19 protein-coding genes and 2 pseudogenes are annotated in these 19,966 nt (G+C 73.4%); 13 read left to right on the top strand and 8 right to left on the bottom strand.

Features of this window, described 5'->3' with window-relative positions:
• Positions 1–9: 9 nt before the first annotated feature.
• The 3 genes from ACN20G_RS27125 to ACN20G_RS27115 form a co-directional block, all read right to left on the bottom strand.
• Positions 10–969, bottom strand: coding sequence for an ornithine carbamoyltransferase (locus ACN20G_RS27125; protein ID WP_424215828.1), 960 nt, complete (start codon positions 967–969; stop codon positions 10–12).
• Positions 966–1,169 carry an MbtH family protein gene (locus ACN20G_RS27120; RefSeq protein WP_424215827.1) on the bottom strand — a complete coding sequence of 68 codons (204 nt, stop codon included), beginning with the start codon at positions 1,167–1,169 and terminating at the stop codon, positions 966–968. Before ACN20G_RS27120 ends, ACN20G_RS27125 begins: the two co-directional genes overlap by 4 nt.
• A gap of 223 nt (positions 1,170–1,392) precedes the next feature.
• Positions 1,393–2,688 (bottom strand): MFS transporter, encoded by a 1,296-nt coding sequence (locus ACN20G_RS27115; protein ID WP_424215826.1) that lies wholly within the window; start codon positions 2,686–2,688, stop codon positions 1,393–1,395.
• Positions 2,689–2,867: 179 nt separating this feature from the next.
• Between ACN20G_RS27115 and ACN20G_RS27110 the strand changes: the two genes are divergently transcribed.
• Together ACN20G_RS27110 and ACN20G_RS27105 are read left to right on the top strand one after the other, a co-directional pair.
• Entirely contained in the window at positions 2,868–4,124 is a 1,257-nt protein-coding gene (locus ACN20G_RS27110) for an ATP-grasp domain-containing protein (RefSeq protein ID WP_424215825.1), read from the top strand.
• Between the two features lie 72 nt (positions 4,125–4,196).
• A complete protein-coding gene (locus tag ACN20G_RS27105) occupies positions 4,197–5,282 on the top strand; it encodes a right-handed parallel beta-helix repeat-containing protein (RefSeq protein ID WP_424215824.1) in 1,086 nt (361 codons plus the stop codon).
• Positions 5,283–5,295: 13 nt separating this feature from the next.
• Here the strand turns inward: ACN20G_RS27105 and ACN20G_RS27100 are convergent, their stop codons facing one another.
• A complete protein-coding gene (locus tag ACN20G_RS27100) occupies positions 5,296–5,934 on the bottom strand; it encodes a TMEM175 family protein (protein ID WP_424215823.1) in 639 nt (212 codons plus the stop codon).
• A 164-nt stretch (positions 5,935–6,098) separates the two neighbouring features.
• Entirely contained in the window at positions 6,099–6,338 is a 240-nt protein-coding gene (locus ACN20G_RS27095; protein WP_424215822.1) for a hypothetical protein, read from the bottom strand.
• A 418-nt stretch (positions 6,339–6,756) separates the two neighbouring features.
• Here ACN20G_RS27095 and ACN20G_RS27090 point away from each other — a divergent pair, with 418 nt between their 5' ends.
• Positions 6,757–7,329 carry a TetR/AcrR family transcriptional regulator gene (locus ACN20G_RS27090; protein WP_424215821.1) on the top strand — a complete coding sequence of 191 codons (573 nt, stop codon included), beginning with the start codon at positions 6,757–6,759 and terminating at the stop codon, positions 7,327–7,329.
• A gap of 418 nt (positions 7,330–7,747) precedes the next feature.
• On the top strand, positions 7,748–8,689 hold the full coding sequence (locus ACN20G_RS27085; RefSeq protein ID WP_424215820.1) for a helix-turn-helix domain-containing protein: 942 nt from the start codon (positions 7,748–7,750) through the stop codon (positions 8,687–8,689).
• Here ACN20G_RS27085 and ACN20G_RS27080 read toward each other — a convergent pair.
• Complete coding sequence (locus ACN20G_RS27080; protein WP_424215819.1) at positions 8,676–9,236, bottom strand: hypothetical protein; 561 nt, start codon at positions 9,234–9,236, stop codon at positions 8,676–8,678. The genes ACN20G_RS27085 and ACN20G_RS27080 overlap by 14 nt on opposite strands.
• A gap of 257 nt (positions 9,237–9,493) precedes the next feature.
• On the opposite strand from ACN20G_RS27080, the gene ACN20G_RS27075 reads away from it, so the two are divergent.
• On the top strand, positions 9,494–9,709 hold the full coding sequence (locus tag ACN20G_RS27075; RefSeq protein WP_424215818.1) for a hypothetical protein: 216 nt from the start codon (positions 9,494–9,496) through the stop codon (positions 9,707–9,709).
• Positions 9,710–9,718: 9 nt separating this feature from the next.
• On the opposite strand, the pseudogene ACN20G_RS27070 reads toward ACN20G_RS27075, so the two are convergent.
• Positions 9,719–10,080: pseudogene (locus tag ACN20G_RS27070) on the bottom strand (DoxX family protein).
• A gap of 284 nt (positions 10,081–10,364) precedes the next feature.
• On the opposite strand from ACN20G_RS27070, the gene ACN20G_RS27065 reads away from it, so the two are divergent.
• The 8 genes and pseudogenes from ACN20G_RS27065 (at position 10,365) to ACN20G_RS27030 (ending at position 18,941) form a co-directional block, all read left to right on the top strand.
• Entirely contained in the window at positions 10,365–11,210 is an 846-nt protein-coding gene (locus ACN20G_RS27065) for a LysR family transcriptional regulator (protein WP_424217378.1), read from the top strand.
• Positions 11,211–11,416: 206 nt separating this feature from the next.
• Complete coding sequence (locus tag ACN20G_RS27060; protein WP_424215817.1) at positions 11,417–13,021, top strand: MFS transporter; 1,605 nt, start codon at positions 11,417–11,419, stop codon at positions 13,019–13,021.
• A complete protein-coding gene (locus ACN20G_RS27055; RefSeq protein WP_424215816.1) occupies positions 13,011–13,733 on the top strand; it encodes a TetR/AcrR family transcriptional regulator in 723 nt (240 codons plus the stop codon). The genes ACN20G_RS27060 and ACN20G_RS27055 overlap by 11 nt, the downstream gene beginning before the upstream one ends.
• A gap of 448 nt (positions 13,734–14,181) precedes the next feature.
• Positions 14,182–14,430: a hypothetical protein gene (locus tag ACN20G_RS27050; RefSeq protein WP_424215815.1), complete on the top strand. Its 249-nt coding sequence runs from the start codon at positions 14,182–14,184 to the stop codon at positions 14,428–14,430.
• 663 nt (positions 14,431–15,093) lie between these two features.
• Positions 15,094–16,290: an MFS transporter gene (locus tag ACN20G_RS27045; protein WP_424215814.1), complete on the top strand. Its 1,197-nt coding sequence runs from the start codon at positions 15,094–15,096 to the stop codon at positions 16,288–16,290.
• Positions 16,291–16,347: 57 nt separating this feature from the next.
• Positions 16,348–17,551, top strand: a pseudogene (locus tag ACN20G_RS27040) (globin domain-containing protein).
• Positions 17,552–17,633: 82 nt separating this feature from the next.
• Positions 17,634–18,362: a helix-turn-helix transcriptional regulator gene (locus tag ACN20G_RS27035; protein ID WP_424215813.1), complete on the top strand. Its 729-nt coding sequence runs from the start codon at positions 17,634–17,636 to the stop codon at positions 18,360–18,362.
• A 204-nt stretch (positions 18,363–18,566) separates the two neighbouring features.
• On the top strand, positions 18,567–18,941 hold the full coding sequence (locus ACN20G_RS27030) for a hypothetical protein (RefSeq protein ID WP_424217377.1): 375 nt from the start codon (positions 18,567–18,569) through the stop codon (positions 18,939–18,941).
• Between the two features lie 47 nt (positions 18,942–18,988).
• Here the strand turns inward: ACN20G_RS27030 and ACN20G_RS27025 are convergent, their stop codons facing one another.
• Positions 18,989–19,915: an aldo/keto reductase gene (locus ACN20G_RS27025; protein ID WP_424215812.1), complete on the bottom strand. Its 927-nt coding sequence runs from the start codon at positions 19,913–19,915 to the stop codon at positions 18,989–18,991.
• Positions 19,916–19,966 lie beyond the last annotated feature (51 nt).

Genomic DNA, 19,966 nt, shown 5'->3' with positions numbered 1-19,966 from the left:
TCGGACCGGTCAGTTCCTGCGGGCGCACCATTCCAGGACGGACATGGCGGCGTACATCTTGTTCTCGGCCTGGTCGAAGGCCAGGCTGCGCGGGCCGTCGAGGACCTCAGCGGTGACGTCCTCGCCCCGGTGCGCCGGCAGGTCGTGCAGGAAGACGGCCTCCGGGCTGCGCTCCCACAGGGCCGAGGTCACCTGGTAGGGGGCGAAGACCCCGCGCCAGTCGGGATCGGGCTTCTCGGTGCCGGTGGTCTGCCAACGGGTGGCGTAGAAGGCGTCGAAGTCGACCAAGGGCTCGGCCATGGAGTGGGTCTCGACCACGGTGGAACCCGCCGCCGCGGCGTTCGCGCGGGCCTTGGCCGCGACGGCCGGGGCCAGTCCGTAGCCGGGCGGGGTGCGCAGTTCCAGGTGCGTGCCCTTGAACCGGCTGAGGGTCAGGGCCAGGGCGGCGGCCGAGTTGTTGCCCTCCCCGACGTAGGCGACGCGCAGGCCCTCGATGCGGCCGAAGCGCACCAGCAGGGTGGCGAGGTCGGCGACGGCCTGGGTCGGGTGTTCGTCCGCGGTCATGGCGTTGACCAGCGACATTCGTCGCTGCACGGCCATGGCGCGGAGGTCGGCGGGGTCTCCGGCGGACCGCACGACGAGCACGTCGAGCATCCGTGAGAGCACCTCGGCGGTGTCCTCCAGGGTCTCGCCGGTGTTGGTCTGGAGGTCGTCGGGGCCGAAGGAGACGATGTCGGCGCCCAGCCGCAGGGCGGCCGTCGAGAAGGAGGTGCGGGTGCGGGTGGAGGTCTTCAGGAAGTGGATGCCGGCGACCAGGCCGGAGAGGCTGTTCCCGGAGCGCACCCGACGCTCCGACAGGTCGGCGGCGCGCGTGACCAGTGCCGTCAGTTCCGGGTCGAGGAGGTCGTTGACGGAGATCAGGTGACGGGCCGGTTCCCCGGGGGAGCGGTCGGCGGGGCGGGTGCTCATGCGCGCGCCTCCCGTTCGGACCGGCGCAGGGAGGCCGGGCGCATGTCGACCCAGACCAGGTCGACCCGCTCCACGCATTCCTCGCGGGTGCCCTCGAACCCCTCCGGCCGCCAACCCGCCGGGACGGGTAAGTCGGCCGGCCAGACGGCGTACTGCTGTTCGTCGTTCAGGACGACGCGGTGGCGTCGGTAATCGCTCATGTTCTCTCCGTAACGCCGGGTGCATTGTTGCGGAAATCGATGATCTTGCCGTTGTCGAGCCTCTCACGGCTCTCCGCTCAGCGGTACCCAAGGGCGCGGAAAAACGCTGTCGAGGGTGGGGGTGAATTCCCTTGAACGGTCCCGGGAGAAGCCGGTCATCAGGATGTCCACGGCAATTCGGGCGGCTTGCTCCGAGCCTGCCGGGGGCCTGGTGTGAGTCACGTCACTCGATGCCCGGGCCGGGTGTCGTGGCCGGATCCGGCGCCGGCGCGGACGCCTCGGCCTCGGCGGCCCGCACCCGGGCCCCCCACCGGGCGACCGGCCCGAGGGCGGCCGAGGCCACCACGAACAGCCCGCCCAACAGCAGCCAGCCCGGCGCCCCCCAGTAGACGATCAGGCCGGTCAGGGCGAGCGGACCGACCATCTCGGCCACGGTGGTCCCGTTCCCGAAGAACGCCTGGTACTGCCCGTGCCGCCCCTCGGGCGCGAGTCCGAAGCTCAACTCCCAACTCCCCGCGGCCTGCATCATCTCGCCCAGCGCCTGCACCGCCACCGCCGTCAGCAGCAACCCGCCCGCCACCCACGCGGAGTCGGTGGAACCGGTCCACGCGAAGACCACGCACCCCGCCGCGAGCAGGAGACTGCCCCGCAACACGTACCGCGCCGCGCTCTCCAGCCCCCGCACCCCCCGCGAGACCCGCACCTGGAACAGCACCACGGCCACCGTGTTCAGCATGAACATCAGCGACAACAACCAGGTCGGGGCGGCGGTGTGCTCGCTGATCCACAACGGCAGCGCGATGTCCACGAGCGGAATGTGCAGCAGGAGCACCGTGTTGAGCACGCTGAGCGTGATGTACGGCCTGTCGCGCAACACGGACCCCGCCCCACCGCCCGAGCGCCGCCCGCCCTCGCCCCCGCCGGCGGGCGGCCGGGGCACGGGGGCCACGGCGGGCAGCCGCGCCAACACCGCGGCCGCGAGCAGGAAGGCCGCGGCGTTCAGGGCGAACACCGAGACGTACGCCTCCCGCCTGTCGAAGAGCAGCGCGAGCCCGCCGATGCCCGCGCCCACCGCGAGCCCCGCGTTGTACGCGGCCTGCACGTGCGCACGGGTCCGCGTGACCGCGTCCTTCGGCGTCAACCCCGCCAGGAGGGCCTGCTGCGCGGCCGAACCGCCGCGCTGACAGATCGCGTACCCGCAGGCGGCGACCACGAACGCGGCGAAGGAGGAGATGAACAGGTAGCAGGAGAGCGCCAGGGCGGCGCCCACGAACAGGGTCACGGCGGTGCCCCGGGGACCCTTGCGGTCCGCGAGGTGCCCCAGGGGCACGCTCGCCACCAGGGCGGTGGACCACGCGATGGTCAGACCGAGCCCCATCTCCACGGGCGACAGCCCGGCTATGCGAGTGAAGTACAGGGCCGCGCAGATGTAGTAAGCGCCGTCACCGGTGCGGCACACGAGTTGGGCGAGGGCCAGGCCCCGGGCCGGCCCGGGCGGAGGAATCAGATTGCCGCTCACGAACACTCCTGAGGGATCGGACGATCCGGCGACGATAGCCGGGGCGTCGACCGAACGTCCGTGATATCTCGGCCAGTTTGGCGCGAACCCACCTTGCCCGCGCGTCCGCGACCGGACAAGGGTGGCTGATCGTGGACCTCGACGTCCCACCCCCCACCCATCGACGAAGGGAACCCCTGGTGACGGAGCATGTGCTGGTGCTGGGTGTCGGCTACGACATCCCCGCCCGGATGCGCGCGTTCGGCGCGGAGACCGGACGGGAGGTCACGACCTCCGTCATGTGTTGGCCGGAACACCTCGAGAAGACCGACGACGTGCCCGAGCACGCGCGCGTGCTGGTCCTGGCCCCGGACGCCCCCGTCGAGGAGTGGATCGCCCTGGCCCGGACCGTCCACGCCCTGACCCCGATCACCCGCATCGGCTCCTTCTACGACGACTGTCGCCCCCAGGCCGCCGCCATCGCGCGTGACCTCGGACTGCACACGCACACCCCGGAGGTCGTCGAGATCGTCCTCGACAAGAACGCGATGCGCCGTCGCCTGGCCGAGACCGACGTGGAGGTCACCGAATCCGCCGTGGTCGCGGACCCGGTCGAGGTCACGGCCTTCGCGGAGCGGGTCGGCTACCCCTGCGTCGTCAAACCCCTCACCGGGGCCGCCAGCCGCGGCGTCTCCGTCCTGCGCGAACCCTCGGGCGCCGCCGAGGCCCTGCGTCGCGCCACCGAGGCGCTGCCCGACCCGCGCGCCCTCGTGGAGGAGTACCTCGACGGGCCGCAGTTCAGCGTGGAGGCGTTCTCCGAGGACGGCGAGCACGTGATCGCGGCCGTCACCCGCAAGTACTCCGAACCCGTCAGCCTCGTCGAGCTCGGGCACGTGATGCCGGCCCCCCTGGAACCGGCCGACGAAGCGGCCGTGCGCGCGCACGTCACCGCCACGCTCACCGCCCTCGACATCCGCTTCGGGCCGACCCACACGGAGATCATCCTCACCCCCAAGGGGCCCCGCGTCATCGAGACGCACGTCCGCACCGGGGGCGACGAACTCTTCGACATGGTCACCGACGCGACCGGCGTGGACATGATCGAGTGTCAGCTCCGGCAGGTGCTGGGGGAGAAGGTGCTGCCCGGCATCCGGGCCGTGCTGGCCGATCCGGACCGGATCCGGCGCGCCGAGGCCATCTGGTTCGCGGGCGCCCCCACCGAGGGCACGCTGGTGGAGGTGCTCGGCGCCGACGCCGACCGACCCGAACACGTCACCCTCACCGTGTCCGGCAAACCCGGGACCCGACTCACGGGCCTCCAGAACAGCTTCTCCCGACTCGCCTGGGCCCGCGCGCACGGCCCCGACGCGGACAGCGCCCTCACGGCGGCCCGCCGGACCATCGAGGCCCTCACCTTCGTGACCCGCGTCCCCGCCCGGACCCCGGACCTCCTCTGAGGACAACCGAAAGGAAAGTTTCCTAACCGCCCCCTTGACCCTCCCGCGCCGCCCGCCCCACCATGTCGTGTCATGCCGTCAACGAAGCAACGAACGTTCGCCGTCCTGCTCGCGGCCACCGTCACCTGCGGGGCCCTGACCGCGGCGACCCCACCACCCGCGCACGCCGCCGCCGACGTGAACGCCGCCGTGAACGCCGACGTGGCCGTGGCCACGGCCGCCCAGCTCAAGGCGGCCCTGGCCGCCGCGCAACCCGGCCAGACCATCGCCCTGGCGCCCGGAACCTACCGGGGCTCCTTCGTCGCCGAGCGCCCGGGCACCGCCACCGCCCCGATCACCCTGACCGGCCCGCGCGAGGCCGTGCTGATCAACGACGGCCCCACCGGAGGCCCGAGCGGCTCCTGCCCCGCCCCGGCCGCCGGATACGACTCCGGCTACGGCCTGTGGCTGTTCGGGGCGAGCCACTGGAAGCTGAGCGGCTTCACCGTCGCCGAATCGAAGAAGGGCATCGTCCTCGACTCCGCCACCCACGTGACGATCGCTGGCGTCGCGGTACGGGACACCGACGAGGAGGCCGTGCACTTCCGCCGGTCCTCCTCCGACGGCGTGCTCCGCGACGCGACCATCGAACGGACCGGCCTCGTGCAACCCGGCTACGGCGAAGGCGTGTACATCGGCTCCGCCAAGTCCAACTTCACCTGCTACGCGGGCCCGACCGGTGTGGACGCCTCGGACCGCGTCCAGGTCCTCGACAACCGCATCGGCCCGAACGTCGCCGCCGAGAGCGTCGACATCAAGGAGGGGACCCGGGGCGGAACCGTCCGCGGCAACACCTTCGACGCCCGAGGCATCACGGGCGAGAACTCCGGCGACTCCTGGATCGACGCCAAGGGCAACGACTACCTGATCGAGGGCAACACGGGCACCTTCGCCCCGCCCGGCACCTTCGCCAACGGCTACGAGGTCCACAACCCGCTCGCCGGATACGGCTGCGGCAACGTCTGGCGGGACAACAGGTCCGACCTCGGCGGCGTCGGCGACTACGCCGTGTACGTCCCGTCCGTGTCGAAGTGCGCCGCCAACCCCAACAAGGTCCACACGAGCAACACCGTGACCAACGCCCGCAAGGGCCTCACCAACATCCCGCCCGTGAACTGACCCGCCCCGACCGTCAATCGCGCGCGCGTTCGCGGTGGAGGGCCGTGCGTACCCGGCGCCCGGTGACCACCTTCACGGGGATCAGCAGCAACCAGAGACAGATCGCGGCGGAAGGGGACAGGAAGGCGACGGGCACGGACAGGCCGAAGAAGACGACCGTGGCCCCCAGGTCCTGGGCCACCCGAAACCCCACCGCGTCACCGATGTGCCCGCGCCGCAGACCGGCGCGCCGCCACACGGTGCCGGCGGCCCCCAGGTGCAGGGCGACGATCAGCGTGATCACGCCCGCGTACAGGGCGACGGCCGGGGCCTGGAGCCGGTATTCGGCGAGCAGCGCGGTGGGGAACGGCAGCAGGGCGACGGCGCAGAGCGAGGCGACGACCAGCCCGCCCAGGGTGCTGTCGACGCGACGCACGCGCAGGAACAGCCGCCGGTGGTCCCGCCAGAACACGGCCAGGAGCACAAAACTCGACACGTACGCGGCCACCTGCGGCCACAGCCGCACGAGCGCGTCCCGCAACGCGGACGGATCCAGACCGTCCGCCACCTTCACGTCCAGGACGAGCAGGGTCATGGCGATCGCGTAGATCCCGTCCGACAGGGCCACCAACCGGTCCGGCCCCTCCTCGACCCGCGTGCTCTCCGCCGTCACGACGCCAAGGTAACGGGACGAACGCCCGCCACGACCGACCCCGCCTCCCACCCGCCGAGTGTCCACGCGCACGGCCCCCGCGGCCCGACTCGAACTTCGGCCGCGTGACCACCGCGCCCTGGACGGGGTGGTCACGCGGCCGGGGTCCGAGTGGGGGGCGGGGGTCAGTATCGGACCCAGAGCACGTACACGTCCGGGCGGCTGGGGGCGAAGGGCTCGCACAGGAAGAGCGCGCCCCAGATCGGGCGGCCCGCGATGCCGGCCGCCTGGCACTCCGCGTACGAGGAGTGGTGGCTGCGGGCGTAGAAGCCGGGCCCGGCGGCCTCGGCGGCGCCGCCGGCCCCCAGCGCGAGGGCGCCGGCGGCGGCCGCGGTCGTGAGGGCGGTTGCGAGGCGACGGTACATGGCGTGTCCTCCCGGATGGACGATGCGGTGAGGGTGCGTGTGCCGGCCGTGCGGCCGTGAGGGAAACGTAGTGGCGCGCCCCCCACCGCGCAATGGTCCAGACCAACTTGGGCCGATCTCCGGCGCCTCCACCCGCGCCCGCGCCGCTCCGCCACCACGCCCGCGCGCCCCGACCGCGCGCGCCCACCGTGCGGCCCCCGTCCTGTGGGCGCCGGACCTGGTGTGGAGGGGCGGAAGCCCGGGCGGGTTCCACGGCGCGACCGGACGCGCCGAAGGCCGCGGGCCCCCGGCCCGGTCCGCCTCCCGCACGCCGCCGCCGAACCTCGCCCGCGCCGCCGACCTGTGGCGACGCTCCGAGGAACCGACCCGCGTCCGCTACCCGTGAGGAGGTCGGGGCGGGGCTGACTACCATGAGGAAATGACCAGGAAATCCGAGGCCACGCGCGCACAGCTGTTGCGGACCGCGGCGGACGAGTTCGCCCGCCACGGCATAGCCGGCGCCCGCGTCGACCGGATCGCCGAGTCCGCCGGCAAGAACAAGAACCTGCTCTACGTCTACTTCGGCAACAAGGAGCAGCTCTTCGACGCCGTCTTCGAGCAGGCCGTGCGGGAGATCGTGGAGTCCACGCCGATCACGGCGAACGACCTGCCCGGCTACGCGGGCGCCCTCTTCGACTTCCACGTCGCACACCCGCACCTGATGCGCCTGGCCCGCTGGCACAGCCTGGAGCGCGGCGGGCGGACCCCGGACCTTCCCGCCGTCGCCGCCGCCAACGCGGCCAAACTCGCCGCGCTGACCGCCGCACGGGCCCCGCGACAGGACGACCCCGGCCTCCCGCCCGAGCTGCTGCTCGCACTGATCGTCTCGATCGCCACCACGTGGACCGAGGGCGCCCCCGAACCCCTCGACCCCGCCGACCCGGCGGCCGTGGCCGCCAAGCGTCGCGCCGTCGTGGCGGCGGTGACCCGCCTCACCGCCGACGACCACTGAAGCTCCGCGCCCGCGCCCGCCCCGCCCGGCGATGTTCGGCCGGCTTCGGCTCGGACCCCCGAGACCGAGATCCGAGGCGAACGGAACATCGACCGCACGACGCCGGGAAACCCCCGTGCGCCGTCGACCGCGATGGGAGATGGCCCGAGGCCCGCCCGGCCCGGCGCCCGGGCCGGAAAGCGGAGCCCGGACCCGGGCCGGCGGAGCACGACGTGAACCGGCCGCCCCCCGCCCACCCGTGCGAGGACCGCGTGGCGGCCGACACGGGGCCCTGCCATGCTCGCGGCCGCGTCAGCGCGCCCCGCGGCCGACCACCGCGTGCGCGCCCGCCGCCGATCCCCGCCCCCCCCCCGGAACCGTCCGACCGTCTGCCGCCGCGACCGGCCCCCCACCCGCCCGGCGCGGCAGGAGGTGCGACATGCCGTCCGCGTCCGGCCCATCCCCCACCCCCCGCGCCCACACCCGTGACACCTGCCCCCACGGCACGTGGGAGGTGGTCCGCGCCCTGCCGCACCCGGGGCTCCGTCCCGGGGTGCTCGGCTACCGGGGCTACCGCATGGACCTCGGACACCCCCGCCGACGGCTGGAACTGCCCGACGGCTGCGTCTCGCTCGTCCTGAACCTCGCCGGCCCGGTGTGGGTGACGCTCGGCACCTGCGACACCGCGACACCCCGGCCCTACGCCACCCTGGTCTCCGGCCTCCAGACCCGGCCCACCTTCGGCGAGCACACCGGCCGCGTGGAGGGCGTGGAGGTGCTCCTCGCGCCCTGGGCGGCGTTCGGGATCCTCGATCACCCGATGTGCGACCTGGCCGACCGGATGGCCGATCCGGGCGCGTTCCTCGGCCGGCGGATCGACCTGCTCGCCGAGGCCCTGTACGAGACGGCCGGCTGGCCGGCCCGCTTCGCCCTGCTCGACGCCGGCCTGCGGACCTGGACCGGGCACGCCCGCGTCGGCGCCGCTCCGCCCCTGCGCCACGCGTGGGACGCGCTGGTCCGTCGTGACGGCGGCCTCTCGGTCGGCGAACTGGTGTCGCACAGCGGTCGCGGCACGCGCCGGCTGGAGTACCTGTTCAAGGAACAGATCGGCCTGCCCCCGAAGACCACCGCCCGCGTCCTGCGCTTCCGACACGCCCTGCGGCTCGTCGCCCGCGGCGACCGCCCCCTGGCCGATGTGGCCGTGACCTGCGGATTCAGCGACCAGGCCCATATGAACCGGGAGTTCAAGGCCATGAGCGGCCGCTCGCCCCGCAGGTTCCGCACGGAACGGGACGCCGCCCTGCCCGGGCCGGTCGGGGTCGACCGGGTCACCGGGCAGGTCACCAGCGTCGTGCTGCCGGACCGGGTCAGTCGATCTTGATGGAGCTGACCCGGTCGTTCCAACCGCTGCGCAGCACGTCCTCGATGTGGTTCGGCCCGGTGTTCCCCGGATACCAGTAGCCGCCGCCGTTCGCGTTCTCCGCCAGGTGCGCCGTGCAGGCCCCCGTCCAGTACGAGGACATCTGGTTGTCGAAGTTGTACGCGGAGAGGTTCTGCCAGTACCCGCGGTCGTAGAACTTCAGGTTCCGACCCTGCCGGCCGCCGTCCCCGTACAGGTCCAGCGGGGTCGAGCACGCGGCGAGGGCCTGCCGCGCGGTGGACGTCTCGCGCAGCTCCTGCGCACGGGCCTCCTGCGCGGCGGCCGTGCGGAAGCACTCCGCGACCCCGCGCCCCTTCCACACCATGCAGACCTTCGCGGCGCCCCAGTCCCCGGACAGGTCCAGGGTCCGGCCCTCGAACGAGGCGAAACGGGTCGTGCCGTCCGGGGCCGGAGCGCCGGCCGCCCCGGCGGGGGCGGCGAGGAGGGCGGAGGTCGCGAGCGTCGTCACCGCGACCAGACCGAACGTCACCTTGCGCGTGTCGAACACGGGTGCATCCCTTCACGAGGAACCGCCCGGCGACCACCGGGCCCACCCATCGTGAAACCCCACCCCCCAGACCCTCTTGAACAAACACGCACCGCTGACCCCGGCTGCCCGACCGCACGGGGGCCACCGAAGCGCCTTGGGCCGAGGGGCCGTTGTCGGTGCTCAGTGGGAGACTCGGGGGACTCGAACGGTCGAGCGAGGGGGGTGGGGCCGTGATGCCTCCGCGGTGTGTGGTGTGTCGGGTGGGGTGGTCGGAGGTGGGTCACGACGCGTTCACCCTGGTGTGGTTCCGACGGGTCCGACCGCTCCGCGGGGACGTGGGCCACCCGGAGAACGCCCTGTGGTTCTGCCGGGAACACGTCCGCCTCACGGCCGGGAAGACCCACTTGAGCGCGGTGCTCGCCATGGTCCACATACGCGCCGCCCTCCGCCGCTCCGGCCCCGGCCACTGGCCCCTTCCCGGTCCACCCTGAGCACGCGGGTCACAGAGCGGCGGAGGCGAGCCCGACGGTCGCGGCCGCGCCGGCGAGGAGCGCGAGGTTGAGCCCGATCCTGCGGTCCCCGCCCGTCAGGTGCACGGCGATCGCACCGATCTGCAGGACCAGGAACGCGATGGCCGCGGCCAGGCGAGCCGCGGCGCGATGCCCGTCGCCGGCGGCAGCAGCAGTCCGACCGCGCCCAGGACCTCCGCGATTCCCAGCACGCGGACGGCCGGCAGGGGCACGCGATCCACCCAGGCCATCATCGGCCGAAGCCGGTCGCGGTCGCGCACCACCTTGAGCAGGCCCGCGTACAGGTAGAAGGAGGCGAGCGACGCGGCGACGATCCAGTAGGCGATGGTCATGATTCCCTTCAGGGCCACCGTGCGCGGGCGACCCGCGGATTCGGGACTGCCCCGAAATCCGCACGTGAGCGTGTGTGAGTGACGAGCCGGACGAGCCGGACGAGCGGGTCGCGCCGGGTGGGCCGGGTGGGCTGCGTGAGCTGGTCGTGCCGGGCGACGGCGGTGCCCGTGCCCGGGCCGGTGCCGTGTACCGCGAGTACACCGTCGGGATGCCGCCCCCGTCCAAGACCTGTTCCGGCACGCCGATACCCCGGGGGTATCGTCCCGGCGTGGAGCTACGCATCCTGCGCTACTTCGTCGCGGTCGCCGAGGAACGGCACTTCGGTCGGGCCGCCACGCGCCTGCACATGACCCAGCCGCCGCTGAGCCGGGCGATCAAGGGGCTGGAGGCAGAGCTCGGTGCCCCGCTGTTCGTCCGTTCCCCGGCCGGTGTCGCGCTCACCCCCGTCGGATCGGTGTTGCTCGACGAGGCGCGGGCCCTCCTCGACCGGGCCGACCGCCTCCGCGTCCGCGTGGCCGAGGCGGCGGGCACCGCGACCCTCACCGTCGGCATCCTGGGCGACGGCACGGACCCCGGGGTCACCAGGCTCGCGGCCGACTACCGACGCCGCCACCCCGGCGTCGACGTCCGCGTCCGCGACACCGACCTGACCGATCCGACCTGCGGGCTCCGCGCCGGACTGGTCGACCTCGCCCTGACCCGTGCGCCCTTCGACGACACCGCCCTGCTCGTGCGTGAGCTGCGCACCGATCCGGTCGGCGTCGTCCTGCGCGCCGACGATCCACTCGCCCGTCTCGACCGCCTGACCCTGGACGACCTGGCCGACCGCCGCTGGTTCCGGTTCCCGCCGGGGACCGACCCGATCTGGCAGGCGTACTGGAACGGAGGCGAGACCCGCGAGGGCCCGGTGGTGCGGGTGGTGCAGGAGTGCCTGCAGGCCGTGCTCTGGAACGGCACCGTCGGCCTGGCCCCGCTCGGCCCGCTCGGTCACGACCTGCCCGAGGGCCTGACCGCGGTGCCGCTGATCGACATGGCGCCGAGTCGGGTGGTCGTGGTGTGCAAGGCCGGCGAGACCAACCCGCTGGTCCGCTCGTTCATCGAGACCGCGACGGCCGCCTACCGCCGCTGAGCACCGACGTACGCTCCACGCCCGCGCCGCCCGCCCCCGTTCCCGGCGTTCGTCCCGAGGGAGGGGCCTTTGCCATGGGCTGCCCGCTGCCCGCCGTCGCGTGGCGGCGCCCTGAGCTCCCTCATTTACGAGACTTGCCGGTCTCGTAAATGAGGACTACCGTTTACGAGACCTCGAAGTCTCGTAAATCGTGAACGGAAGTCCCCATGACCACTCCCGCAGTCGCCCCGGCGGTGCACCGGCGCCGCTGGTTGATCCTGGGCGTGCTGGTGTTGAGCCTGCTGGTCGTCGTCCTCGACTCCAGCATCCTCAACGTCGCGCTCAAGACCATCGCCGATCCGAACCGGGGGCTCGGCGCCTCCCAGACGGATCTGGAATGGGCGACCAACGCCTACACCCTGGCCTTCGCCGGGCTCCTGTTCACCTGGGGCATCGTCGGCGACCGGATCGGCCGCAAGAAGATGCTGCTGATCGGCATGGCCGTGTTCGGCATCGCCTCCCTGGCCTCCGCCTACGCCCAGTCGCCCGGCGAGCTGATCGCCGCCCGGATCCTGATGGGCATCGGCGGCGCGGCCGTGATGCCCACCACGCTCGCGATCATCTCCAACGTGTTCGAGCCGGCGGAGCGGCCCAAGGCCATCGGGATCTGGTCCGGAGCGGTGGGCATCGCCATCGCCATCGGCCCGATCACCGGCGGCGTGCTGCTGGAGCACTTCTGGTGGGGGTCGGTCTTCCTCGTCAATATCCCGATCGTGGCCGCCGGACTGCTGTTGATCTTCCTGCTGGTGCCGGACTCCCGCAATCCCGCCCCGGGCCGCTTCGACCCCGTCGGCGTGCCGCTGTCGATCGTCGGCATCACCGCCTTCGTCTACGGCATCATCCGGGGCGGCGACATCGGCTGGTCCGAGCCCGAGGCCGTCGGCACCATCCTCCTCGGCGTGCTGCTGCTCGTGGCGTTCGTGCTGTGGGAGCGCCGCACCGAGCACCCCGCCCTCAACGTGCGCCTCTTCCGCCACAAGAGCTTCTCCGCGGCCATAGCCGTGGTCGGCCTGGTGTTCCTCGCCCTGATGGGCATGACCTTCTTCCTCTCCTTCTACATGCAGGCCGTGCGCGGCTTCTCCCCGCTCAAGTGCGGCGTTCTGCTGATCCCGCTGGCCGCCGCGCAGCTGATCTTCTCCTCCCGCAGCGCGGGCCTGGTCCGCCGCTTCGGCTCCCGCGCCGTCATCGCCGGCGGCATGACCCTGGTGACCCTCTCCCTCGGCTCCTACCTCTTCGCCGGGACCGACACCCCGATCTGGCACCTGGAGATCGCCCTGTTCTTCATGGGCATGGGCATGGCCAACGTGATGCCTCCGGCCACCGCCGCGGTGATGGCCGCCGTGCCGCGCGAGAAGGCGGGCGAGGGCTCGGCCATCAGCAACACCGTCCGCCAGGTCGGCGGCGCGCTCGGCGTCGCGGTCCTCGGCTCCGTCCTCACCTCCGCCTACCGCGACAGGATCATCCCGGTCCTGGACGCCGTCCCGCAGCTGCACGCCCAGCCGGGCGCGGTCAAGGAGCTGTCCGGCTCGATCACGGCGACCGAGGCATTCGTGGAGAAGTTCGCCCCGCACGCCGACGCGCTGCTCGAACCCGCCAAGGAGGCATTCGTCCACGCCATGCACCTGGCCGTGATCGGCTCCGTGGCCTTCGGGGCGGTCGGCGTGCTGATCGCCCTACTCTGGCTGCCGGGGCGCACCCGCGCGGCACAGGGCGCACCCGGGACACCCGCCACCACGAGCCGCGACGACGAGAAGGTCCCCGTTGCCGACTGAATCCCCTTCCCCCACCGCCCCGGCGCCCACCGCCCCGGCCCCCTCGACGGATCCGGCCCCGCCGAGCGGGCGCCCCGCCCGAGGGCGGCCGCGCAGCGCAGACTCCGAACAGGCCATCCTGAGGGCCGCCCTCGACCTGCTGAACGAGGGCACCGACCTCGGCGCGATCAGCATCAACGTCATCGCGGCCCGCGCCGGCGTCGGCAAGAACACCGTCTACCGGCGGTGGCCCAACAAGGACGCCCTCCTGGTCGACGCGGTCGCCACGCTCAACCCGCCGCTGCCCCCGCCCGACCGCGCCACCGCCCGCGAGAACCTGATCCTGCTGCTCAGCGTCCTGGTCACCCGACTCCAGAACGCCCGGGCCACCAGCATCCTCAACGGACTCGTCGCCGCCGGCCGGCAGTACCCGCAGCTGCGCGAGCGCTACTACGCCGACGTGGTCGAGCCCCGCCGCGAGGTGACCCGGCGGGCCATCCGGGCCGGCATCGCCTCGGGCGAACTGCGCGGCGACCTCGACCCGGGAACCATCGCGGAACTCCTCACCGCGCCGCTGATCCTGCGCTCCGTCGAGGGCACCCCCCTGGTCGGGAAACCGGAGGAGATCGCCGCCGAGATGGTCGACATGGTCCTCTTCGGCGTGGCCCCCAGAAACCCCGCCCCCGGACGCTCCGACTCCGAACACCGCGCCCCCGGACACCCCGCCCCCTGAGCCGGCCGCCCCGCCGACCGCCGGTCCCTCCCCACGACCGCTACCCGCCGTCGACGGCCGTCAGGAGGTCCGCTCGGACGCGGACACGATCAGGCCCGTGCCGCGCCGTGCCGCGCCGGTCCGTGGAGGTCCGGGCCGTGCGGGCACGCTGCGGGAAGCGCTCCCCGGGGCGTTTCGGCCCCTGCCCCCATCCTCGACGCGGCCACGGGGCAGGTGCGTCACCCCCCAGGGGTGGATGCGAGTGCTACGTCGGACGCATGTCCGGGCGCCCCCTGCTCCTGCGGAACGACCGACGGTCCGTCACTCGGAACGTGCCGGGTCACTCGGCCCGGTGCGGGTGCCGGCCGGTGAACCGTCGGGCTGATTCCGCCGGTTGTACGCCGGGTCGCGCCCCCGAGCACGCCGGTTCGGTCCCCTTCCGGCGGTCGCGCGCGGCAGGATGGGGGACATGCAGCCGTACCCGTCCCGCTACGTCGACGCCTGGGACCTCGACCCCTACGATCTGGCCGCCGGGGACTGGGAAGACCCCCTCGACCACGTGTCCCCCGGCCACGCGCGTGGCGCCTGCCCGCTGTGCGAGCCGTGGACCGACGTGGACGACACCACCGTTCGCGCGGCGCGGATCCGCGAGGTCCATGCCCGCCGCGAACTCCTCTGGCTGCCCGAGGGGCCCTTCGCCGACGAACAGATCGGCTGACCCCTCCGGCGCCGCGCGACGAGCCGTCCATCGGCATCGCGCCACGAGCCGGCTGCCCGTACGGCGCCACGAGCCGGCCGTCGGTGCCGCGTGCCGTGTGGCACGAGCCGTCCGCCGCGCCGCCCCCCTCCCGACGGCGGGCGGCCCGTCGGCCGCCCGGCGGGCCTTGCCCAGGCCCCGCCGCGGTGATGCTAGCGTCCGCCGGCCCCGGTCTTGTTTCCCGAGCCGCGTACGGCGGACGCCCCCGGCCGTCGGTTCGCTCCGAGGGAGGGTGGGTTCGGGCGTAGGTCCCGGGAGGGCGGGTCCTTTGGCAAGTTTTTACACAATGTCCATGATTTAAATTTGCGGTGGTCGCAGGTACCGACCACGCCGCATCCGGCGGTGCGTTCGCCCGCGCGGTGACCGCGAACGGCGCGGTGACCGTGCCGTGTTCGAGCGCGGGCCCGTGTCCGTGGCCTCGCCGAACGCCGGGTCGAACCGTCGGACCGCCCTCCCCCCAGACATCCCGACGCGCCCGCGAATGTCCGATTGGATCGGACACCCCCGTGCGCACGACCATGACGAGGACCCATGTCGCTCGCCGCCCCACCTCCCCTCCCGAACCCGCGCCCCCCGGCCCCTCCCCTCCCCGCCACCCCGCGCGGGGCCGCGACCAACCTGGTCATGGCCACCCTCGCGTTCCTGAGCTGCTTCTGGGCCTGGGCCCTGCTGAGCCCGGTGGCCCCGGAATACCAGGCACGCCTCTCGCTCTCCCCGCCGGCGACGGCGCTGCTCACCGCCGTGCCCGTGCTCGTGGGCTCGCTGGGCCGGATCCCGGTCGGCGCGCTCGCCGACCGCTACGGCGGACATCGCGTGATGGCCGGGGTCTGTTGGATCTCCGTCCCGCCGGTGGCCCTCCTCGCCTTCGTGGACGGGCCGCTGCTCGCGGTCCTGGGCGGCGGACTGCTGCTCGGGGTCGCCGGAACCGCGTTCGCCGCCGGCATGCCCCACCTGTACGCCTGGTATCCCCCGCACCGCCGGGGCACCGCCCTCGGCCTGTTCGGCCTCGGCACCGCCGGCACCGCCGTGGCGACCGCCGTCACCCCGTGGCTCGTCGACACCGCCGGTCGCACCGCGGCCTTCCTGCTCCCCGCCGCACTCCTGCTGCTCGTGGGCGCCTGCTGCCTGAAGATCATGTCCCCCGCCCCCGGCCACGAGCCCACCGCCTCCGGCACGGCTCCCCGGCTGCGCGACACCGCCCGCCTGCCCACCACCGTCCGACTCTCCCTGCTCTACGCCGTCTCCTACGGCGGCTACGGCGGACTCGCCCTCTATCTGCCCGTACTCCTCACCGACGCCGACCGGATGCCCCCGGCCGCCGCGACCACCACCGCCGCGCTCTTCACCGTCGCCGCCGTCCTCGCGCGGGTCCTGGGCGGCCGGCTCGCCGACCGGATCGGCGCCGTCCGCCTCCTGCACCTGGCGCTGCCCGGCGCGGCGGCGACGGTCACCGTGGCCGCCACCGGGACCGGACCGACCGTCGTCGCCGCCACCCTGGTCCTGGCCGGAGCCCTCATGGGCGCCGCCGCCGGCGCCGTCTACCAACTCGTCGCCACCCTCGCCCCACCCGGCCGGTCCGGAGCCGTCGGCGGCATCGTCGGCGCGGTCGGCGGACTCGGCAGCTTTGCTCTGCCCCTCCTCCTGGGCACCGTGCGCCACGCCACCGACACCTTCGTCCCCGGCATCCTCCTCCTCGCCGCCGCCCTCGTCGCCGCCCTGGCCACGGCCCGATCCCTCCGCCACCCGCCCCCGCCCACACCACACGGCCCGAACCACGAACACCCCCGCCCCGCGACCGAACACGCGCAAACCCACCCCTGACACACCGAACACACACCACCCCGTCCCGTCATCCCCCCAATCGATCGGAACCCCCAGATGTTGTCCCCCGCGTCCACCGAGACCGTCCGCGCCACCCTGCCCGCCGTCCAGGCCGCGATCGGCACGATCGCCGAGCCGTTTCTACGAGCGCATGTTCGCCGCCCACCCCGAACTCCTGCGGCACCTCTTCAACCGGGGAAACCAGACCTCCGGCCTCCAGAAGCAGGCCCTCGCCGGATCCATCGCCGCCTTCGCCGCCCACCTCGTCACCGACCCCGACCGCCGACCGGACGTGATGCTGGAGCGCATCGGCCACAAGCACGCCTCGCTGGGCATCGTCCCCGCTCAGTACCCCGTCGTGCACCGACACCTCTTCGCGGCGATCGCCGAGGTCCTCGGCGACCACGCCACCCCCGAGGTCGTCGCGGCCTGGGACGAGGTCTACTGGCTGATGGCGAACGCCCTGATCGGCATCGAGGCCCGCCTCTACGCCCAGCAGGGCATCCTGGCCGGCGACGTCTGGCGGGAATGGACCGTCGAACGACGCACCGAGGAGACCGTCGACGTCGTCACCTTCCACCTCCGCCCCGTCGACGGCGCGCCCGCACCCGAGTTCAAGCCGGGCCAGTACGTGTCCGTCCGCACCCAACTCCCCGACGGAGCACGCCAGATACGCCAGTACTCCCTCTCCAGCGCCCCCGAAAGCCCCACCCGCACCATCACCGTCAAGCGCGTCGACCCCCGACACGACACCCCCGCCGGCGAGGTCTCCACCCACCTCCACTCCCACCTCCGCGAAGGCGACACCCTCCTCCTCTCCACCCCCTACGGCGACCTCACCCTCGACGCGGCCCCCACCACACCCCTGCTGCTCGCCTCCGCCGGCATCGGCTGCACCCCCATGGTCTCCATGCTCGAACACCTCACCCACACCGGCCACCGCGCACCCGTCACCGTCGTCCACGCCGACCGCACCCCCGCCGCCCACCCCCTGCGGGCCACCCACCAGGCACTGACCGACAAGCTGCACGACGCCGCCGCCCACTTCTGGTACGAGCACCCCGACGAAGGACACCCGGCGGCCCGCACCGGCCTGGTCGACCTCGACGGCGTGCCCGTCCTGCCCGGCACCCGCGCCTACCTGTGCGGGCCCCTGCCCTTCATGCGGAGCGTCCGCGCCCAGCTCCTGGCCAAGGGCGTTCCGGCCGCGGACATCCACTACGAGGTCTTCGGCCCCGATCTCTGGCTCGCCGACGCCTGAGCGCCCGCACCGAGAGGCCGTACGCGGAGGGCGGGCCCTTGGACCCGGTATTTCCGCGACCACGACGATCTAAATTGGAGGCATGACCGAACCGACCGACGGCGGCGAACTCCTCCACCGCGCACTCGCGGTCCCCTCGCGGCGGCGCCTGCTGACCCTCCTGCGCGAGGCGGCCGAACCGCTGCGCGCGGAGGAGCTCGCCACCACGACGGGGCTGGCCGTCGCGACCGTCCGCCACCACCTGACCGCCCTCGCCGAGGCCGGACTGGTCGGCGCCACCGCGACCCCGGGCCCCGGCCGGGGCCGCCCCAAACAACGGTGGCACGCCGCACCCGACCCGGCCTCCGACCCCGCACGATCCGACAGCGCCTACCGCGACCTCGCGCGGGCCCTGGCCGACGTGGTCGCCGGGGACAGCGCCTCACCCCGCGCGGCCGGCCGCCGCTGGGCCGACCGCCTCACCCCCCACCCGACCCCACCCAGCCCGAGCCCGCCCCCGAAACCCGGCCAGGACCCCACCGTCGACCTGGCCTTCGAGCACACCGCGCGCATGGGCTTCCGGCCCGCACGCGACAAGACCGAGGACGGCACACCCCGCCTGCTCCTGCACGGCTGCCCCTACCGCGACCTCGCCCGCACCCGTCCCACCGTCGTCTGCGCCGTCCACCAAGGGCTCCTCGACGGACTCACCGCCACCACCGACCCCGACCGCCGGATCACCCTCCACCCCTTCGCCGGCCCCGAACTCTGCACCATCGACTTCCCCACCGATCCCCCCACCGATCGCCCCTCCGACCGCCCCTCCGGCTGATCCGAGCCCGCCGCCGGCCACACCGCCGACGCACACCACGACGCCGGGCCGGGCCCACCCCACCCCCCACCCAGCGCCGTGATGCGGCGCGCGCTCACGGGCGCGCGCACGCGCACACGCACGTCCGAAACGGAACACCCCGTGCAGTTCTCCTCCCACCTCGGCCCCCACCTCACCTCCGCCCTCGCCTTCCTGTGGCTGGGGATGGTCCTGGCCATCTCCTTCCTGGAAGCCCCGCTGAAGTTCCGCGCCCCGGGCATCACCGTCCCCCTGGGCGTCGGCATCGGCCGGATCGTCTTCCGCGCCCTGAACAGGGTCGAACTCGCCCTGCTGGCGGCCCTGGCCCTCCTCGCCGCCCTCACCACGACACCCCCGGCGACCCTGGGATGGACGCTCGCCGCGGGCCTCGTCCTCGCCGCGCAACTGTGCGTCGTCAAACCGATGCTCGCCCGCCGCAGCCGCGCCGCCCTCGCCGGCGCCCCCGCACCGCGCCGAGGCGCGGCCCACCGTTCCTACGCGGCCCTCGAAGTGATCAAGGTCCTCACCCTGATCGCCCTCGGCCTCAGCACCCTGCGCTGAGCCGCACTCCCGCCCGGCGCCGGACACCCGCTCGCTCCGTCCCGTGCTCAGGCGGCGCCCGTGGCGGTGGCGATGCGGGCGGATTGTTCGGGGGTGAGGGCGATGTCGAGGGCGGCGGTGTTCTGCGCGAGGTGCGTGGCGGACGTGGTGCCGGGGATGGGCAGCATGGTGGGGGAGTGGTGCAGGAGCCAGGCCAGTGCCGTCTGCGACGGCGTGACACCGATCTCGCGGGCGATGTCGGCGAGGGGGCCGCCGGCGGCGGCGTGGGTGCCCGTGGCGAGGGGGAAGAACGGCATGAACGCGATGTCGTGCTCGGCGGTGTGGGCGACCATGTCCTCGTGGTCGCGGGTGGCCAGGTTGTACAGGTTCTGCACGCTCGCGATGGGGACGATCCGACGGGCTTCTTCGAGCTGGGCGACGGTGACCTCCGAGAGCCCGACGTGCCGGACCTTGCCCTCGTCGCGCAGTCGGGCCAGCGCGCCGATCTGGTCGGCGAGGGGGTAGTTCGGATCCAGCCGGTGGAGTTGGAGCAGGTCGATGCGGTCGGTGCGCAGCCGGCGCAGGCTCAGCTCGGCCTGCTGGCGCAGGTAGTCGGGGTGTCCCAGGGGCGTCCACTCGGTCGGCGAGGGCCTCAGCACGCCGACCTTCGTGGCGATGACCACGTCGTCGCGGTACGGGTGGAGGGCGTCGGCGATCAGCTCCTCGCCGGCGCCGAGGGCGTAGGCGTCGGCGGTGTCGATCAGGTTCACCCCGCGTTCGACCGCCCAACGCAGCAGCCGGATCGCCGCCGCCCTGTCGCCGGGCGCGGTCCAGATCGCGGCCTCGGCACCGCCGGGGGCGTCGGCCGCGTCGGCCAGGCGCATGGTGCCGAATCCGACCCTGCGCACGGGCAGGTCGCCGCCGAGGGGGAACATGGTGTCGAACTGTCGGGTCGCCGTCGGTGCGGACTTCGTGTTCGTGTTCGTGTTCGTCATGACGGTGACGTTAGGACCTCACACTCGTGTGAGGTTCAAGAGGATGTGAGG

Origin of the sequence: Streptomyces dryopteridis (assembly GCF_049606955.1) — a bacterium.
Taxonomy (GTDB): domain Bacteria; phylum Actinomycetota; class Actinomycetes; order Streptomycetales; family Streptomycetaceae; genus Streptomyces.
This window is presented reverse-complemented; position numbering and strand designations above follow the sequence as displayed.